At 63.9% G+C, this 15,461-nt stretch carries 16 protein-coding genes; 9 read left to right on the forward strand and 7 right to left on the reverse strand.

Annotation, left to right across the window (positions count from 1 at the left end):
- The first annotated feature begins 204 nt into the window (after positions 1-204).
- On the forward strand, positions 205-2,043 hold the full coding sequence (locus C8D77_RS03420; protein ID WP_109659306.1) for a peptidoglycan L,D-endopeptidase MepK: 1,839 nt from the start codon (positions 205-207) through the stop codon (positions 2,041-2,043).
- A gap of 166 nt (positions 2,044-2,209) precedes the next feature.
- Positions 2,210-2,401, forward strand: a complete 192-nt coding sequence (locus tag C8D77_RS03425) for a hypothetical protein (RefSeq protein ID WP_109659308.1) — start codon at positions 2,210-2,212, stop codon at positions 2,399-2,401.
- A gap of 75 nt (positions 2,402-2,476) precedes the next feature.
- Here C8D77_RS03425 and C8D77_RS03430 read toward each other — a convergent pair whose 3' ends face one another.
- Positions 2,477-3,115 carry a 2-dehydro-3-deoxy-phosphogluconate aldolase gene (locus C8D77_RS03430; protein WP_109659310.1) on the reverse strand — a complete coding sequence of 213 codons (639 nt, stop codon included), beginning with the start codon at positions 3,113-3,115 and terminating at the stop codon, positions 2,477-2,479.
- Positions 3,116-3,306: 191 nt separating this feature from the next.
- Here C8D77_RS03430 and trhO point away from each other — a divergent pair, with 191 nt between their 5' ends.
- The 3 genes from trhO (at position 3,307) to C8D77_RS03445 (ending at position 6,097) form a co-directional block, all read left to right on the forward strand.
- Positions 3,307-4,236, forward strand: coding sequence for an oxygen-dependent tRNA uridine(34) hydroxylase TrhO (gene trhO / locus C8D77_RS03435; RefSeq protein WP_109659312.1), 930 nt, complete (start codon positions 3,307-3,309; stop codon positions 4,234-4,236).
- A gap of 113 nt (positions 4,237-4,349) precedes the next feature.
- A complete protein-coding gene (locus C8D77_RS03440; RefSeq protein WP_109659313.1) occupies positions 4,350-5,087 on the forward strand; it encodes a tellurite resistance TerB family protein in 738 nt (245 codons plus the stop codon).
- A 254-nt stretch (positions 5,088-5,341) separates the two neighbouring features.
- Positions 5,342-6,097 carry an SDR family oxidoreductase gene (locus tag C8D77_RS03445; protein ID WP_109659315.1) on the forward strand — a complete coding sequence of 252 codons (756 nt, stop codon included), beginning with the start codon at positions 5,342-5,344 and terminating at the stop codon, positions 6,095-6,097.
- Here C8D77_RS03445 and C8D77_RS03450 read toward each other — a convergent pair whose 3' ends face one another.
- Together C8D77_RS03450 and C8D77_RS03455 are read right to left on the reverse strand one after the other, a co-directional pair.
- Positions 6,098-6,472 (reverse strand): YciI family protein, encoded by a 375-nt coding sequence (locus C8D77_RS03450; protein WP_109659317.1) that lies wholly within the window; start codon positions 6,470-6,472, stop codon positions 6,098-6,100.
- 152 nt (positions 6,473-6,624) lie between these two features.
- On the reverse strand, positions 6,625-7,809 hold the full coding sequence (locus tag C8D77_RS03455; RefSeq protein ID WP_109659319.1) for a pyridoxal phosphate-dependent aminotransferase: 1,185 nt from the start codon (positions 7,807-7,809) through the stop codon (positions 6,625-6,627).
- Between the two features lie 83 nt (positions 7,810-7,892).
- Between C8D77_RS03455 and C8D77_RS03460 the strand changes: the two genes are divergently transcribed.
- The 4 genes from C8D77_RS03460 (at position 7,893) to denD (ending at position 10,858) form a co-directional block, all read left to right on the forward strand.
- The gene (locus C8D77_RS03460) at positions 7,893-8,579 is read left to right on the forward strand and encodes a GNAT family N-acetyltransferase (RefSeq protein ID WP_109661235.1); all 687 of its coding nucleotides are present in this window, start codon (positions 7,893-7,895) and stop codon (positions 8,577-8,579) included.
- A gap of 26 nt (positions 8,580-8,605) precedes the next feature.
- On the forward strand, positions 8,606-9,562 hold the full coding sequence (locus C8D77_RS03465) for a cation diffusion facilitator family transporter (protein WP_109659321.1): 957 nt from the start codon (positions 8,606-8,608) through the stop codon (positions 9,560-9,562).
- Between the two features lie 89 nt (positions 9,563-9,651).
- Entirely contained in the window at positions 9,652-9,864 is a 213-nt protein-coding gene (locus tag C8D77_RS03470) for a hypothetical protein (RefSeq protein ID WP_082583170.1), read from the forward strand.
- A 16-nt stretch (positions 9,865-9,880) separates the two neighbouring features.
- Positions 9,881-10,858, forward strand: coding sequence for a D-erythronate dehydrogenase (gene denD, locus C8D77_RS03475; protein WP_109659323.1), 978 nt, complete (start codon positions 9,881-9,883; stop codon positions 10,856-10,858).
- A 25-nt stretch (positions 10,859-10,883) separates the two neighbouring features.
- Here the strand turns inward: denD and C8D77_RS03480 are convergent, their stop codons facing one another.
- The 4 genes from C8D77_RS03480 to C8D77_RS03495 all read right to left on the reverse strand — a co-directional run bounded on the left by C8D77_RS03480 (position 10,884) and on the right by C8D77_RS03495 (position 15,014).
- A complete protein-coding gene (locus C8D77_RS03480) occupies positions 10,884-12,074 on the reverse strand; it encodes a nickel/cobalt transporter (RefSeq protein WP_109659325.1) in 1,191 nt (396 codons plus the stop codon).
- Positions 12,071-12,739, reverse strand: a complete 669-nt coding sequence (locus tag C8D77_RS03485; RefSeq protein ID WP_109659327.1) for a DUF1007 family protein — start codon at positions 12,737-12,739, stop codon at positions 12,071-12,073. Before C8D77_RS03485 ends, C8D77_RS03480 begins: the two co-directional genes overlap by 4 nt.
- Before the next feature lie 176 nt (positions 12,740-12,915).
- Positions 12,916-13,815, reverse strand: a complete 900-nt coding sequence (locus C8D77_RS03490) for a LysR family transcriptional regulator (RefSeq protein WP_109659329.1) — start codon at positions 13,813-13,815, stop codon at positions 12,916-12,918.
- Between the two features lie 2 nt (positions 13,816-13,817).
- Positions 13,818-15,014: an amidase gene (locus C8D77_RS03495; protein ID WP_109659331.1), complete on the reverse strand. Its 1,197-nt coding sequence runs from the start codon at positions 15,012-15,014 to the stop codon at positions 13,818-13,820.
- Positions 15,015-15,461 lie beyond the last annotated feature (447 nt).

The following is a 15,461-nucleotide window of genomic DNA, read 5'->3' on the forward strand; positions in this document are numbered from 1 at the left end:
AGAAATCCTGTGAACGATTTTTGACGGGATATCGCCACGGTGTTACCGCATTTCGGCTTCAATAAGCGATGATTAACCATTAGGATCGATATTCGGATGTGAGGATGACACATCCGTTTGGACAAATCCGGGGACAAACGGCAGCCTGCAGGGCCTTTTGATTTGAACAGAATCGAACGACACACAAACGGGCGGCACCATCATTTGAGCGTCTGGCCGAAATGGCTGGCGGTGTTGATTGTCGCTTTTGGTTTTGTTGCCGCGGCTGCGACCGGAGCCAGCGCCGAAACACGTTCGCTGAAGCTCTATCATCTCCACACCCACGAGAAGGCCGAGATCGTCTACAAGCGCAACGGCCGCTACGTTCCCGAGGGTCTCAGGAAGATCAACATCATTCTGCGCGACTGGCGCCGCAACGAGCCGACCAAGATGGATCCGCGTCTGCTGGATCTGGTCTGGGAGGCGTATCGGGAAAGCGGCGCCACGGACTACATCCAGGTCGTCTGCGGCTATCGCTCGCCGTCGACGAACTCGATGCTGCGCAGCCGCAGCAGGGGCGTCGCCGAGAAGAGCCAGCACATGCTCGGCAAGGCGATGGATTTCTACATTCCCGGCGTACCGCTGAAGAAGCTGCGCAACATCGGTCTCAAGATGCAGGGCGGTGGCGTCGGCTACTATCCGTCATCCGGTTCGCCGTTCGTCCATATGGATGTCGGCAATGTGCGTCATTGGCCCGGTATCAGCCGCCAGGAACTGGTCAGCCTGTTCCCCAATGGCAAGACGCTGCATGTGCCGAGCGACGGCAGGCCGCTGCCCGGCTTTGAGCAGGCGCTCGCCTCCTACAAGGCGCGCAAGGGTTCGGGCGCTCCGGCCATCGAGCTGGCCAGCGCCGGTGGCAGCAGCAAGAAATCAGGTGGGTTCCTGTCGGCCTTCTTTGGCGGCGGCGACGACGAGGCCGACGACAGCGCCGATGTCGAGACCGCTTCGGCTGCACCCCCACCCAAGGCCAGAAACGTGAAGCCGGCTGCGGCAGCCAAGACCAGCAACCTCCCGGGCATCGCCATCGTGGCGCCGGAGAATGCGCAGCGCGCCGAAATTCCGCAGGTGACCGAGGAGCAGGCTCCGGAGCCGGAACAGGATACGCCGGAGACGATCATCGCGGCGCTGCCGGCACGCAGCATTCCGCTGCCTGATTTTGCACCGCGGCCGAAGGCCGATGTCGGCGCCCAGCCGCCTGAGAACGTGCCTTTTGCCATGGCCGATGCGACAGCCACCACAGAGCAAGCCGTGGCGACCGCACACGCGCCGGCGAACGTTCCTTTCGGCATGGCCGATGTAACTGCTGCCGATGCAAGGGCTTCGGCTGATCCGGCCCAGGTCGCGGTCAACAACATACCGTTGCCGACATGGCGTCCCGACACTTCGCTGCCGGCCGCTCTGGCTTCGCCGCCCAGCAAGGACGTGCTAATGGCGCTGGCCGAGACGGCTGATCACGGCAAGACCGCGACCGATGCGTTCTCGGTGCTGCCGACGGCGCGCCCCGAGATGGCCAGGCCGGATGCGGTCAAGGCCGTGCTCGACGAGGCCAATGCCCAGGTCGGCGCGGCCGACGCATACCAGGTTGCTTCCTTGTCCGAGCCGCGTTCGGCCTTCAACGATCCGTCGGGCACTGACGCCGCAACGCCGCGCGAGGCTGTCGTTGCCCGCCCGGCCGGCTCCGATCCGGCCGCCGCGATCGGTGCCGGCGTCAAGACGACCCGCAAGGAATCGAGAGCCACGGTCCGCGACCTGAAGCCAGGTCCCAAGGCCATGGTGGTTGCCGCCGCGCCGCAGGCCGCCCGCTGGGCGCTGACCAGCGGCGAGCATGTCGCCGCCGTTTCAAGCTCGACGACGGCGCCCGGCTACGCCTACAGCATCGTGCACACGCCGCCGAGCGAGGTCTATACTGCCGGCTTCCAGCCGAGCAACCAGGTGGCCGATGCCAACCGCTTCACCGGCAACGCCGTCAAGTTCATGTCGGTCGCCCGCTTCCAGACCAGGTGACTACCAATCAATCGACAAAGCCGCGCCGGGCAACCTGCGCGGCTTTTTGTTGCGCGGCCGCGCCGCTCGCCGCGGGTCCAATCACGCCGGTCTGACATTGCTGTGATCATGGAACTGCCTGGCTCTTCAAGGGTTTCCCCGGTGTTCGTTCAAACCGGGGATATCCATGAAGAACATTCTACTAGCATCGGTCATTGCGTTGGCGACCGCTTCGGCGGCCATCGCTCCCACGCAGGCCGCGACCATTGTCGTCAAGACCAACGACCATATGCATATGAAGAAGCATTGCCGGACCAAGCTGGTCACGGCCTGGAAGCACCACCACAAGGTGGTCAGGGAAGTCAGGGTCTGCAACTGATCCCAGCTCAAGGCCGGTCTGGCAAAACCCGGTCGACGTAAGTCAGCCGGGTTTTTTCATGCCGTGATGAGAGCCTTATTTTGCGAGCTTGCTCGCCGCGCGCGCCAGGGCTTCGATCTCGTCCCACTTGCCGGCCTTGACCAAGTCATCGGGCGCCACCCAGGAGCCGCCGACGCAGACCACGTTGGGCAGGCTGAGATAGTCGGCCGCGTTCTTGCCGGTGATGCCGCCGGTCGGGCAGAATTTCACATCGGCGAGCGGCGAGGCGAAGGCCTTCAGCGAAGCGATGCCGCCCGACTGCTCGGCCGGGAAGAATTTGAGAAAGCGCAAGCCGGCTTCCCGCGCCGCCATGATCTCGCCAGGCGTGATGGCACCAGGCAGCAACGGAACATCGCTGTCGGCGGCTGCCGCCAGAAGCTCGCGGGTGATGCCGGGGCTGACGATGAACCGAGAGCCTGCGCTCGCTGCCTCTTCGAACTGCCTGCTATCGAGAATGGTGCCGGCGCCGACGATGGCTTCCTCGACCTCACCAGCCACCCGCCGGATCGCTTCCAGTGCGTCGGCGGTCCTCAGCGTGATCTCGATTGCCGGCAGGCCGCCGCGTGCCAGAGCGCGGGCCAGCGGCACGGCATTGGCGACATCAGAAATCTTCAGCACCGGGATGACCGGCTGGCCGTTGAGGAGCGACAGGAGTTTTTCGGTCTTGCTGGGCATCTGTCTCTCCGTATCCTAGGGAATTTCAACCGATTAGCAGACAGGTGTTTGCCTGTCCATGAAACCGGTCGCGTCGCGTTGTCACGCGCCGTCGTCGGACAGCTTACGGGCTCTTCCCCGACAGGGCCATGACAGGATCCGGAGCCGTTTTGCCTTGAATCGGCTTTTACGAGCGTCTAGTTGCTCTGGCAATGACACCGTCCAATCCATCCCAGCCCCTTCGCGTCGCCGCGCTCTACCGGTTTGCCCGGCTCGACGCCTTTGAGGCGCTGCGGGCGCCGCTTGCTGCCTTCTGTTGCGGGCGCGGCATCAAGGGCACGCTGCTTCTGGCGCATGAAGGCATAAACGGCACCGTCGCTGGCGGCGAAACGGCGATCGCCGAACTGATCGGCTATCTCGAAGCCATCGAAGGGCTCGCCGGCCTCGAGGTCAAGTACAGCGTTGCTACGGAAATGCCGTTCCACCGCATGAAGGTGCGGCTGAAGCGCGAGATCGTCACCATGGGTGTCGATGATATCGACCCTTCCAAAAGCGCCGGCACCTATGTCGCGCCGGCCGACTGGAACGCGCTGATTTCGCAGCCCGATACTGTCATCATCGACACGCGCAACGCCTACGAGGTGTCGATCGGCACTTTCAGGGGTGCGATCGACCCAGCCACCGCAAGCTTTCGCGAGTTCCCGGCCTGGGTGGAGGCGCACCGGGCGGAGCTCGAAGGCCGCAAGGTGGCGATGTTCTGCACCGGCGGTATTCGATGCGAAAAGGCGACCGCCTATGTCAGGTCGCTCGGCTTCGAGGATGTGTTCCACCTCAAGGGCGGCATCCTCAAATACCTTGAAGAGGTTCCGGCCGAACAGAGCCTCTGGCAAGGCGAGTGCTTCGTCTTCGACGAGCGGGTTTCCGTGTCGCACGGCCTCGCCGAAGGCGAGGCGGAACTCTGCCGCGCCTGCCGCCATCCGCTGACCGAAAGCGAGCGATCGTCGCCGAAATTTACCGCCGGTGTTTCGTGCCCGCATTGCTTCGATGCGCGTTCGGACGAGGACCGTCAGCGTTATGCCGAGCGCCAGCGGCAGGTCGAACTCGCCGCGGCACGGGGCAGGGGCCGGCATATCGGATCTTAGGTCCGAGGGTCGCGGCAAGGCGACGGTTTGTCATTGTAATGCTGGGGTACGGGACTTACCTCTGCGACGTTCGAAACCTGCCCGTTCGGCTGGGCAAATCCTGGAGGCATTGAATGTTCGATCCCAAGAAGCTTCTCGACGATCTGCTCGGTTCGCAAATCCCCGGCACCAGCGGCACGGTCCGCGACAAGGCGGGGCAGGCCGTGCAGATGGCCAAGGACAATCCGCTGGCCGCCGGCGCACTGGCCGCCGTGCTGCTCGGAACCGGCGCCGGCCGCGAGGTGACGGGCGCTGCGGTGAAGCTTGGTGGACTGGCCGCGATCGGCGGCCTCGCCTACAAGGCCTACCAGAACTACAAGGCCGGCAACGCACCTGCCGATGCGCCGGCGGCCGGCGAACCGGAATTGCTGCCGCCGCCCAAGGACACCGCCTTCCACCCGTCGCAGGCGCCACAGGGCGAGGACGAATTCACCCTGACCCTGGTGCGGGCGATGATCTCGGCGGCGAAAGCCGACGGCCATATCGACGATGACGAGCGCCAGAAGATCGCCGGCAAGCTCAGCGTGGCCGGCATAGGCCCCGATGCCGAAAAGTTCCTGATGGCGGAGCTGGCAAGTCCGCTCGAGCTCGACACGCTGGTGGCCGGCGCCAAGACCGATGCGCAGAAGCTCGAACTCTATACAGCGTCGCGCCTGACCATCGATCCCGACACACGCGCCGAGCGCGGCTATCTCGACCTCCTTGCCGGCCGGCTTGGCCTGCCGGACGCGCTGGTCGACCATGTCGAGGCGACGGTTTCGGCGGCCAAGGTGCCAGCCAAGGCGGGGACCTCACCCAATCCGCGCTGGTAGGCCAAAACGGCACAGGCCGCCTTTGTCGAGTTAACCTTTCGTTAACTCAGCAAGCGCATCATTCTACACAGTCGGATCGGCTTTCCTCCTCCCAAGCCCGGTTCAGATCAGGGCGGTCGCCAATGACCGCCCTTTTTGTCGAGACCTAGGTGGACTCGCTTGCCATCGCCGCTGTCATTTGCGATGCCTTCTTTTCTCGAGCCAAACCCCGAAAATCAGTCGAGCAAGCGCAGCGCTGCCGGAGGACAACAGCCATGACCGAGCAAAGAACCGCCATCGTCACCGGCGCCGGCACGGGCATCGGCAAGAGCGTCGCCACGGCACTGCTCAAGGCCGGCTGGAACACGGTGTTCTGCGGACGCCGCAAATCCGTGCTGGATGCAGCGGTGGCCGAGGCCGGCCGTACCGATGCCAAGGCATTGGCGGTTGCCTGCGACATCTCCAAGGCTGAACAGGTCGACGATCTGTTCGAGACGGTGGCTGAGGCCTTTGGTCGTGTCGACCTGCTCTTCAACAATGCCGGCATGGGCTACAAATCGACGCCGATCGACGAGATCCCTGTCGAGGTGTGGAACGATATCGTCGGGGTCAACCTCACCGGTTCGTTCCTGTGCGCCCGCGCCGCCTTCGGCGCCATGCGCAAGCAGAGGCCGATGGGTGGCCGCATCATCAACAACGGTTCGGTGTCGGCCTATGCGCCACGTCCGGGTTCGGTCCCCTACACAGCGACCAAGCATGCCATCACCGGACTGACCAAGACGCTGGCGCTCGATGGCCGGCCCTATGACATTGCCTGCGGCCAGATCGACATCGGCAATGCGCTGACCGACATGGCGCAGCCAATGACGGTCGGCGTTCCGCAGGCCAACGGCTCGATATCAGCCGAAGCGGTTATGGATGTTCAGCGCGTGGCCGACGCCGTCGTCCACATGGCCAGCCTGCCGCTCGACGCCAATGTGCTGTTCATGACGGTGATGGCGACCAAGATGCCGTTTGTAGGGCGTGGATAGTTATTTCCCTGCCAGCGGCACGCCGGGCTTGAAGAGCAGAATGGGCCTGATCTCGTAAACGGCGGTAGGATTGACGCGGCGAAGGTCGCGGGCGATCGCGATGGCGTCGTCTCTCGTGGTGCAGTCGACCACATAGAGGCCGAGCAACTGTTCCTTGGTTTCTGCGAAAGGGCCGTCGATGATTATGCCGTCGCCCGCGCCGCGCAGCGTGCAAGCATCGTTTGTCGCCCCCAGACGCGCGGACGGTCCAAGCGTGCGTGCCTCATGAAGCCGGGTGTTGATCTTCAGCAGGTCGGCCATCAGCGCCGCGTCTTCCTGCGGCGTCAGCGCCTTGATCGCATCTTCCACGTGATAGGCAAGGATTGCATAGAACATCTGAGGCACCTGCTTCGATCCTGATCCAGGGAGCGTAGCTGTTCCCAACACACACGCCCAGCCCCTGGCCGTGCGTCTCCGGACGGATCATGACACCATCATTGTCGCCAGTCGCGACCGCCCGGAAAGAGGCCAGCGGCCCGCTTTGAAGCTCACTTCGCCAGGAACGTTCCGATCCTGTCCAGCGCGCGCAAGATGTTCTCCTCGGAGTTGGCGTAGGAGAGCCTGATATAGCCTTCGCCGAGAATGCCGAAATCGGGGCCGCCGATCAGCGCCACGCCGGCCTCGTCAAGCAGCGCCGAAGCGAGCTTCTTTGCTTTCCAGCCGGTCTTCGACACGTTGGGGAAGGCATAGAACGCGCCCTTGGGCGTGATGCACGAAATGTTGGGCAAGGCATTCAGCCCCTCGACAACGATCTTCCGGCGGCGGTCGAAGGCACGCATCATCTTGTCGACGTCGTCCTGCGGGCCGTCGATGGCCGCGATGCCGGCAAACTGGCTCGGCGCGTTGACGCAAGACCAGCAATTGACCGCCAGCTTGCGCACCTTGTCGTAGAGATGGGCGCCCTTGTCGCCATTCGGCCAGATCGACCAGCCCATGCGCCAGCCGGTCATCGCCCAGGTCTTCGACCAGCCATTGAGCACGATCAGCCGGTCGCGGATCTCGGGAAAGCCAAGCAGCGAGCAATGCGTCTCGCCGTCATAGGTCATGACGTCGTAGATCTCGTCGGAAAGGATGGCGACCTGCGGATGCGCCTCCAGCCCCTTGACCAGTTTCTCGATCTCGGCACGGGGCGTGACGCCGCCGGTCGGATTGGCCGGCGAGTTGAGGATCAACAGCCTGGTCTTCGAGGTGATCAGCGCCAGCGTCTCCTCGGCGGAGAAGGCAAAGCCGTTCTCCTCGCGCATCGGCACGGGAATAGGCGCGGCGCCAGTGAACTCGATCATCGAGCGGTAGATGGGGAAGCCCGGATCGGGATAGAGGATCTCGGCGCCAGGCTCGCCGAACATCAGGATCGCGGCGAACATGGTCGGCTTGCCGCCGGGCAGGATCATCACCGTTTCGGGCGATATTTCGACACCGGTGGTGGTCAGCGTGCGCCGCACCACCGCCTCGCGCGTTGCCAGCAGGCCATTGGCCGGCGTGTAGCCGTGGTGGCCGTCGCGCAGCGCCTTGATCGCCGCCTCGACGATGTGCTGCGGCGTCTTGAAGTCGGGCTGGCCGATGCCGAGATTGACGATGTCGCGGCCTTGTTGGGCCAGCGCCGTGGCCCTCGCGAGCACGGCAAAGGCGTTTTCCTCGCCGAGACGGTCGAAGGCCGAAATCGTGTGGAGCATTTTTCCCGTCCGTGTGGTTCTTGCTGTTGGGTCGCGTTTTTGTGAGCCTCGGGCCGCAAAAGTCAAACGGATTGGAGCTTTCGGTGTCGGAAAATCTCAAGGATTGGCAACCGCGTCCGCGGCCCGAGCGCAAGGCCATCGACGGAAGCTATGTCCGGCTGGAGCCGCTGAGCGCTGCAAAACACGGCGACGGCCTCTACGAAGCGTCCTCCGTGTCCGATGTGGATGGTCGCTTCGCCTGGCTGCCCGACTATCCGCCGGAGACGCGCGCCGCCTTCCAGCCGTGGCTGGACAAGGTCGAGGCCAGCGAGGATCCGCTGTTCTTCACCGTCATCGACAAGGCCAGCGGCAAGGTCGCCGGACGCCAGACGCTGATGCGCATCGATCCAGCCTACGGCGTCATCGAGATCGGCAACATCTATTGGGGACCGCTCATCTCGCGCAAGCCGGGAGCGACCGAAGCGCAGTTCCTGTTCATGAAATACATCTTCGATGAGCTCGGCTATCGCCGCTACGAATGGAAGTGCAACAACCGCAACGAACCATCGAAGCGGGCGGCCGAACGGTTCGGCTTCAAATTCGAGGGCATTTTCCGCCAGCATCTCATCGTCAAGGGTGAAAACCGCGATACGGCATGGTATTCGATCATCGACAAGGAATGGCCGGCCTTACGCAAAGCCTATGAAGCGTGGCTCGATCCGGCCAATTTCGATGGCGACGGCCAGCAGAAGCGACGGCTCGAGGATTTTCGCGTGCAGTTCGGGGCGTGAGATCAGGCGCGTAACGGGAGTTGCCATTGGCCCACACCCACGATCATAGCGGGCACAGCTCCAGTCATGTGCATGGCTCGACCGACAAGAAGCGCGTTCTGATTGCGGCCTGCCTGACCGGCGGCTTCATGGTTGCCGAAGCGCTGGGCGGCATCCTCACCGGGTCGCTGGCGCTGCTGGCCGATGCCGGCCACATGCTCGCAGACTCGATCGCGCTCGGCCTTGCCTGGTATGCGTTTCATCTTGCGGGGCGACCGGCGACCGGTCGTCTCACCTACGGCTTCGGCCGGGTCAAGACGCTGGTGGCCTATACCAACGGCATTGCCATTTTCGTCATCGCGCTGTGGATCGTCTACGAAGCCTGGGGGCGCCTGCAGGCGCCGGCACCGGTGCTTGGCGGGCCGATGCTGGCGGTGGCGATCCTTGGTCTGCTGGTCAATATCGGCTCGTTCTTCGTGCTGCATGGCGGCGACCGCGAGAGCCTCAACATGCGCGGCGCCATCCTGCATGTGCTTGGCGACCTGCTGGGCTCGGCCGCGGCCATCGTTGCGGCGCTGGTCATCCTGGCGACCGGCTGGACGCCGATCGACCCGATCCTGTCGGTCCTAGTCTCGCTGCTGATCCTGTACACGGCGTGGTCGCTGATGCGTGAAGCCGCTCATGTCCTGCTAGAGGGCGTGCCGCCAAGCCTCGACCGCGATCTGATCGCTAGGGACATCGAGGCGACGGTCGTGGGGGTGCGCGAAGTGCACCATATGCATGTCTGGTCGCTTGACGGTACCAGCAACATGGCGACGCTGCATGCCTGCCTCGAGGAGAGCGTCGATGCCTATCAGGCGGTCAGCGCCGTCAAGAAGCGACTTGCCAGCGAGCACGGCATCAGCCATGCCACCGTGGAATCGGAATTCGGACAGTGCGCCGACGATGGCGACGACCACGGGCACGAGCATGACGCGGCCGCGCGTCACGACCACCATCACTAGGACCGATCGATTGATGTCGATTGGTCCTGCCGCAGGAGTTGCAAGACCTTGAAAACCAGCTTGATGAACACCCGCTGCCCTGGTGCGGCGTGATGGACCGCGACACCAGGAATGCTGTTATCGCCGCAGTATGGATCATGCTTCTGTTCGGTATCGGCGCCTACTATCTGCCGACCGTAATGTTGGCTCTCGGCAGCCTTTCGACCGTGCTGGCCGGCGCCTTTGGCATCGTCTTCGTGCTGGCGTTTTTCTCGGTGTTCTGGCTGCGGGCCCGCAACCAGCGTAAAAACCAGGGCAAGTAGGCAAGGAATTTTCGACATGCGCATTCTGATCACTGGCGCCGCGGGCATGGTCGGCCGCAAGCTCATCGCCCGGTTGGCCAAGGACGGCACGCTGCGCGGCGGCAAGATCACCGCGCTCGACCTGCACGACATCGTGCCGCCGCAGGCACCTGGCATGGACGGCGTCAGCGTCACCCTCCACACCGGGGACCTCGCCGAGGCGGGTGCTGCCGAGCGCCTGGTCGCGTCGCGTCCCGATGTTGTCTTCCATCTCGCCGGCATCGTGTCGGGCGAGGCGGAAGCCAATTTCGATCTAGGCTACCGCGTCAATCTCGACGGCACGCGAGCGCTGTTCGACGCCATCCGGCTGGCCGGCTTTGCGCCGCGTGTCGTTTTCACCTCGTCGATCGCGGTGTTCGGCGCGCCGTTCCCGGATGTCATACCGGACGAATTCCATCCGACGCCGCTGACCTCCTACGGCACGCAGAAGCAGATGAGCGAAGCGCTCTTGGCTGATTACACGCGGCGCGGCTTCTTCGACGGCATCGGCATCAGGCTGCCGACCATCTGCGTGCGACCCGGCAAGCCGAACAAGGCGGCCTCGGGCTTCTTCTCCGGCATCATCCGCGAGCCCTTGAGCGGCCACGAGGCGATCCTGCCGGTGCCGCGCTCGGTCGTGCACACCCACGCCAGTCCGCGTTCGGCGGTCAATTTCCTGATCCATGCGGCAGGAATCGACGGCAGCGCCGTCGGGCCGCGCCGCAACCTGACGATGCCTGGCGTCGCCGTTAGTGTTGGCGAGCAGATCGAGGCGCTGGAACGCATCGCCGGCCCAAAGGTGGTGAAACTGATCCGCGAGGAGCCGGACGCGACGATCTGGGCGATCGTCAAGGGCTGGCCGACGCGGTTCGAGGCGCGGCGCTCGAGGGAACTTGGGTTCAGCGCCGAAAAGAGTTTTGACGAGATCATCCGCGCGCATATCGAGGATGAGCTCGGCGGCAAGGTCGCGGGTTAAACTCCGAGCCTCGCGGCGCTGGGCATCATCCGCCGGTCGCCAGGCTTGCCGACAGCAGCAACAGTCCGAACAGGAACACGAAGGCCGCGCCGCCGATCTCGACGATCGAGTGGATGCGGTTGCCCATGCGGCCGTCGCCGGCGAAATACACCGCCCAGTTCTTGGCGGTCACCGCAAGTGTGGCCAGGGCTGAAACGGTGATCGCGGTTCCCAGCGACATTGCCAGCACTGACAGCAGGCCACCCAGCCAAAGTCCGTTGAGCAAGGCGAAGCTGAGCACGATCAGCGCACCGGAGCAGGGGCGGATGCCGACCGCCGCCACCGCCGACCAGGCCGTGCGCCAGTCGAAGCGGTCGCCCGACAGCAGTGCCGGGTCGGGTGCGTGCGAATGACCGCAGGTGTCGCAGACCTCACCCACCGCGTGATCGTGATGAGCATGATCGTGTGTGGCGTGATCATGGTCGTGATGATCGTGGGAATGGCTATGCGCGTGGTCGTGATCGTCATGCACCTGCAGCGCATGCGAATGGGCATGCGCCGAATGGCTGTGAGCGGCATGCGAATGACCTGCATGCGAGTGACCATGCGAATGGCCACCATGAGAATGACCGGCATGAGCCGCCGACAGGCTGTAGGCCGGGCCTCTTCCGAACAGACGCAGGACGGCGGGGCCGAGCTTGCGCCACAGCAGCCAGGCGCCGAACAGGGTGACGAAGACAAAGCTCATGATCTCCATGAACCAGGCCGCGTCGGTCATCGAGACGGAGGTGCCGCGCAGGACGAAATAGGCCACCCCCATCACCGCGATCGCGGTCAGGCCCTGCAGCAGTGCCGAGACGAAGGACAGCAGGATACCGCGGCGCAGGGCCACTTCGTTGGCCACCATGTAGGACGAGATCACCGCCTTGCCGTGGCCGGGGCCGGCGGCATGGAAAATGCCGTAGGCGAAGGACAGGCCGACGAGTATCCAGATCTTGCTGCCGTCCTGGCGCATCGCCTTCATCGCCGTTGCCAGCGCTCGATAGAATTCCTGCTGCCTGAGATTGATCCACATCAGGATGTGGGCAAACGGGCCGGTGGTGGGCGCCATACCGTCATTGACGCCGATGCCGAGCGAACTCTGGGCATGGGCGCCGTTGGCAAAATGCATCATGACAACGGTGACGGCCAACAGGCCGAATGCCAAACGCAGGGACGGTTTCGTCACCGGCTTCATCCTTCTGGCTGACAGGTCAGTTCGAGCTTGGTGGCGAAGATCTTGCTCATGTCGGTGCCGGTCGGATCGTTGAAGAAGGCATCGGTGAGGGTCTTCTGGTTTTCCTTGATCGCCTCGTCCGGGTCCGGACGGATCACCTTGCTGGTGCAATTCGACGGCAGGCCTTCAACCGTGATGTTGGAATCCTCGGTGAAGTCGATCGCGGTGTAGAATGTCGGGTCGTAGACACCGATGTCGATCTTGCCGTTGAGCTTGATCGGCACCTTCGGCTCGGATTCGAACAGGATGATCAACTGGTCGTTGTCGAAATTGGCCATCAGATGCGGCGGCGGCGTCATCGCCACGTCCTTGCCGTCAACGGTGACGAGCTGGAAGTAATTGAACTCGGCCAGCGAGGCATGGACGGTGTCGGCGACCTCCTTCAGCTCCTTGTCGTCGAGCTTCAGGTCGGAGTTCTTGTCGAACTCCATCATCACCGTCGAGGAAAACAGATCGTCGAAGCGCCAGAGGTGACGCAGCGCTTTCACACTTTGGTGATCCGGGGAGAGGATCACGTCAAGGCGGGCCTCGGCGAAGACGTGCGGGTGCACCTCAGCTGGTCCAGTGGCGGCGAAGGTCGCCGCCAAGGCCGAAGCCAGCATGATAGCGTGCCGTTTCAGGTGCATTCTCGGTCGCGATTCCATCGGCCTCGGAGAGATGTCGAGAGTTACCAGAAAGGGGGCGAAATTGGGACCGCTGCTGCGTGTCGCCCAAAAGTGCGCAGCGGTTTTGGGACGACGACACGCACAACAAAAACTCAAGGCGCGTTCGTGGCGCAACGCGCTTTGACGGCTGAAACCAGTCAAGCGGCTTCGCGCGTCCTGAACCACTGCACCAGGAAGTCGACGAAAACGCGGACCTTGGCCGGCAAATAGCGGCGATGCGGGTAGACGGCGAAGATGCCGCCGCCCGACAGGATGCGGTCATCCATCACCGACACCAGTTGGCCGCTCGCGAGGTCGGGAGCGGCAATGAAATCCGGCAGGACGGAAAATCCGAGCCCCGCCACGGCCGCGGCTCTCGCCGTCATCGGGCTGTTGACCTCGATCGGGCCCGACACCGAAACGCTCACCGGATCGCCATTGTCGCCCTTGAACGGCCAGTTGTTCAGCCCGCGGCCATTGGTGTCGACGATGCAGGGCATTCGGCTGAGATCCTGCGGCCGTGTCGGCGTGCCATGCTTGGCGATCAGTTCGGGAGAGGCGCAGAGCTTTATCGAAAATGGCGCCAGGCGCCTGGCGATCAGCGACGAGTTCTCCAGCCGCGAGATGCGCACCGCAAGATCGAAGCCTTCCTCGACCAAATCGACGAAGCGGTCGTCGAGCTGGATGTCGAGCACAATGTCGGGATGCTGCTTGGCGAAATCGATCAGCGACTGGCCGATCGGCGCGTCGGCGAAGGTGCGCGGCGCCGACAGCTTGATCCGGCCGCGCACGTCGCCGGAGGATTCGCGCACGGCGTCGGCCAGGCTGTCGACCTCGCGCACGATTTCCGAGGCGCGCCGGTAATAGGTGTGGCCGGCCTCGGTCATCGAGAACTGGCGCGTGGTGCGGTTGAGGAGCAGCGCGCCGAGTTCGTCCTCCAGCTCGCGCACATATTTCGACAAAAGGGCCTTGGAACGGCCGATCTTGCGCGCCGCCGCCGAAAAGCCCTCGGCTTCGACCACGTCGATGAAGGCACGCATGCGGGTCAGTGTGTCCATGGTCAGGCCTTTCGTGCCGCGTCGAGGAGTTTCCGGCCGAGCCGTATCAGGGCAATGTCGCTGCCGGAAGGCCCAAGCAGCGATAGGCCGAACGGGGCGCCGGCGACCGAGCCGATGGGCAGGGTGATTTGCGGGAAGCCGGACAGGCCGGCCAGGCACAGAAGCTGGAGCGCCCGTTCGCGATAGGCCTGGAACTGCTCCGGCGTGCTGTCGACGTAGGGCGCTGGGCCCGGCACCGTCGGCAGGACAAGGAAGCCGTCCTTGCCGAGCAGGGTGCTCAGTTCGCCGCGAAAGGTCAGCCGGCGCACCTTTTCAGCCTGGGCTGTCTTGTCGTCGACGGCACGGCCAAAGCCGAAGCGCTCTTCAACGCCGGGGCCGAGGTCGCGCTCACCGCTGGTGATCCATTCGCCATGCACCGCCCAAGCCTCCCTGGCCTGCAGCCGGCGAAAGCACCAGTAGAGTTCATCCGCAGATGAGGTGAAGCGGATCGCCGGCGTCACAGGCGGGCCGAAGACCGCGCTCGCCAGCGCCTTCATTCCTGCATATTCGGCAATCGCCGGGCGGGCGACCATCCCATCCAGCCATTCCAGCGCCAGCGGCCGGTCGAGCGTGTGCTGGTGCGGGTCGCGGCCGAGCAGCAGCTTGCCGACGGTCTCATAGGTCTCGATATCGTCGGCGAACCAGCCGAACGTGTCGAAGCTCGGGGCCAGCTTCATCGTGCCATCGAGCGAAATGCGGCCATGTGTGGTGCGCAGCCCGATCAATCCGCAGAAGCTCGCCGGCGCGCGGATCGAGCCGCCGGTGTCGGAGCCGGTGGCGATATCGGCCAGCCTGCCCGCCACTGCCGCCGCCGATCCCGATGACGAGCCGCCGGTGACGCGGTCGGGCGCTGCCGGGTTCACCGGAAACGAGAAATGCGCATTCTGGCCGAACAGCGCGAAGGCAAGCTCGTCGGTCTGCGTCTTGCCGACGAAGCGTGCGCCGGCATCGAGAATCATCTGCACGGCGGGTGCCGTGCGCGAAGCGGCGGGGCTTTCGGCGAATTTCCTGGAATTGCCGCAGCCGGTGCGGTAGCCGGCGACGTCGTAGATGTCCTTGACGGCCAGCCGCAGGCCGGCCAGGGGCCCGAGTTCGGCATGTGCCACCGGCATCTGGCGAAGATCGAGAAAGGCGTTGAGAGGGCCGTGCGTGCCTGTCATCGTTCGATATCCGGATACGGTTGCCGCAACATCGTTCGATGCCAGAAATTTTACAACCTGGGATACGATTTTTATTGATTGTGACGGCAACCAGCCATATATCGCGCTTGCCCAAAGTCGCACGTGCCTGTGGGTGTCCGCCGATCCTCGAATGGTGAGGGAAATCGGTAAGGTAACTGGAGCCAACCCCTCCAGTCGGTCTAGCGGCCAACCGCCAGCCCGAGGACACCTTGAAGCAACGACGGTGCGGGCCTTTCTGGTGTTCTGCCGGTTGTCCAAAAACCGGGGTTACTGAAGAGGCACACCTTCATTGCCGGCAGTGCGGACGGGTCTCCCATCCAAGCCAAGGCAGACAAAGCGAACCGAGGCCGGGCAAGGCCAAGGTTCACCGCCGCGAGACGGCGCTTCATGGTTCCGGGGTCTCCACCGGCTGGTTCCATGGATTTC

This window comes from Mesorhizobium loti (assembly GCF_003148495.1).
GTDB lineage: Bacteria > Pseudomonadota > Alphaproteobacteria > Rhizobiales > Rhizobiaceae > Mesorhizobium > Mesorhizobium loti.

Excerpts from the sequence above, each read along its gene's own strand:
- C8D77_RS03455 (WP_109659319.1), bottom strand. The coding sequence starts at position 7,809 with ATGCTCCACACGATTTCGGCCTTCGACCGTCTCGGCGAGGAAAACGCC.
- trhO (WP_109659312.1), top strand. The coding sequence starts at position 3,307 with ATGACACCGTCCAATCCATCCCAGCCCCTTCGCGTCGCCGCGCTCTAC.
- C8D77_RS03480 (WP_109659325.1), bottom strand. The coding sequence starts at position 12,074 with ATGAAGCCGGTGACGAAACCGTCCCTGCGTTTGGCATTCGGCCTGTTG.
- C8D77_RS03495 (WP_109659331.1), bottom strand. The coding sequence starts at position 15,014 with ATGACAGGCACGCACGGCCCTCTCAACGCCTTTCTCGATCTTCGCCAG.
- C8D77_RS03490 (WP_109659329.1), bottom strand. The coding sequence starts at position 13,815 with ATGGACACACTGACCCGCATGCGTGCCTTCATCGACGTGGTCGAAGCC.
- C8D77_RS03485 (WP_109659327.1), bottom strand. The coding sequence starts at position 12,739 with ATGCACCTGAAACGGCACGCTATCATGCTGGCTTCGGCCTTGGCGGCG.
- C8D77_RS03445 (WP_109659315.1), top strand. The coding sequence starts at position 5,342 with ATGACCGAGCAAAGAACCGCCATCGTCACCGGCGCCGGCACGGGCATC.
- denD (WP_109659323.1), top strand. The coding sequence starts at position 9,881 with ATGCGCATTCTGATCACTGGCGCCGCGGGCATGGTCGGCCGCAAGCTC.
- C8D77_RS03425 (WP_109659308.1), top strand. The coding sequence starts at position 2,210 with ATGAAGAACATTCTACTAGCATCGGTCATTGCGTTGGCGACCGCTTCG.
- C8D77_RS03440 (WP_109659313.1), top strand. The coding sequence starts at position 4,350 with ATGTTCGATCCCAAGAAGCTTCTCGACGATCTGCTCGGTTCGCAAATC.
- C8D77_RS03450 (WP_109659317.1), bottom strand. The coding sequence starts at position 6,472 with ATGTTCTATGCAATCCTTGCCTATCACGTGGAAGATGCGATCAAGGCG.
- C8D77_RS03430 (WP_109659310.1), bottom strand. The coding sequence starts at position 3,115 with ATGCCCAGCAAGACCGAAAAACTCCTGTCGCTCCTCAACGGCCAGCCG.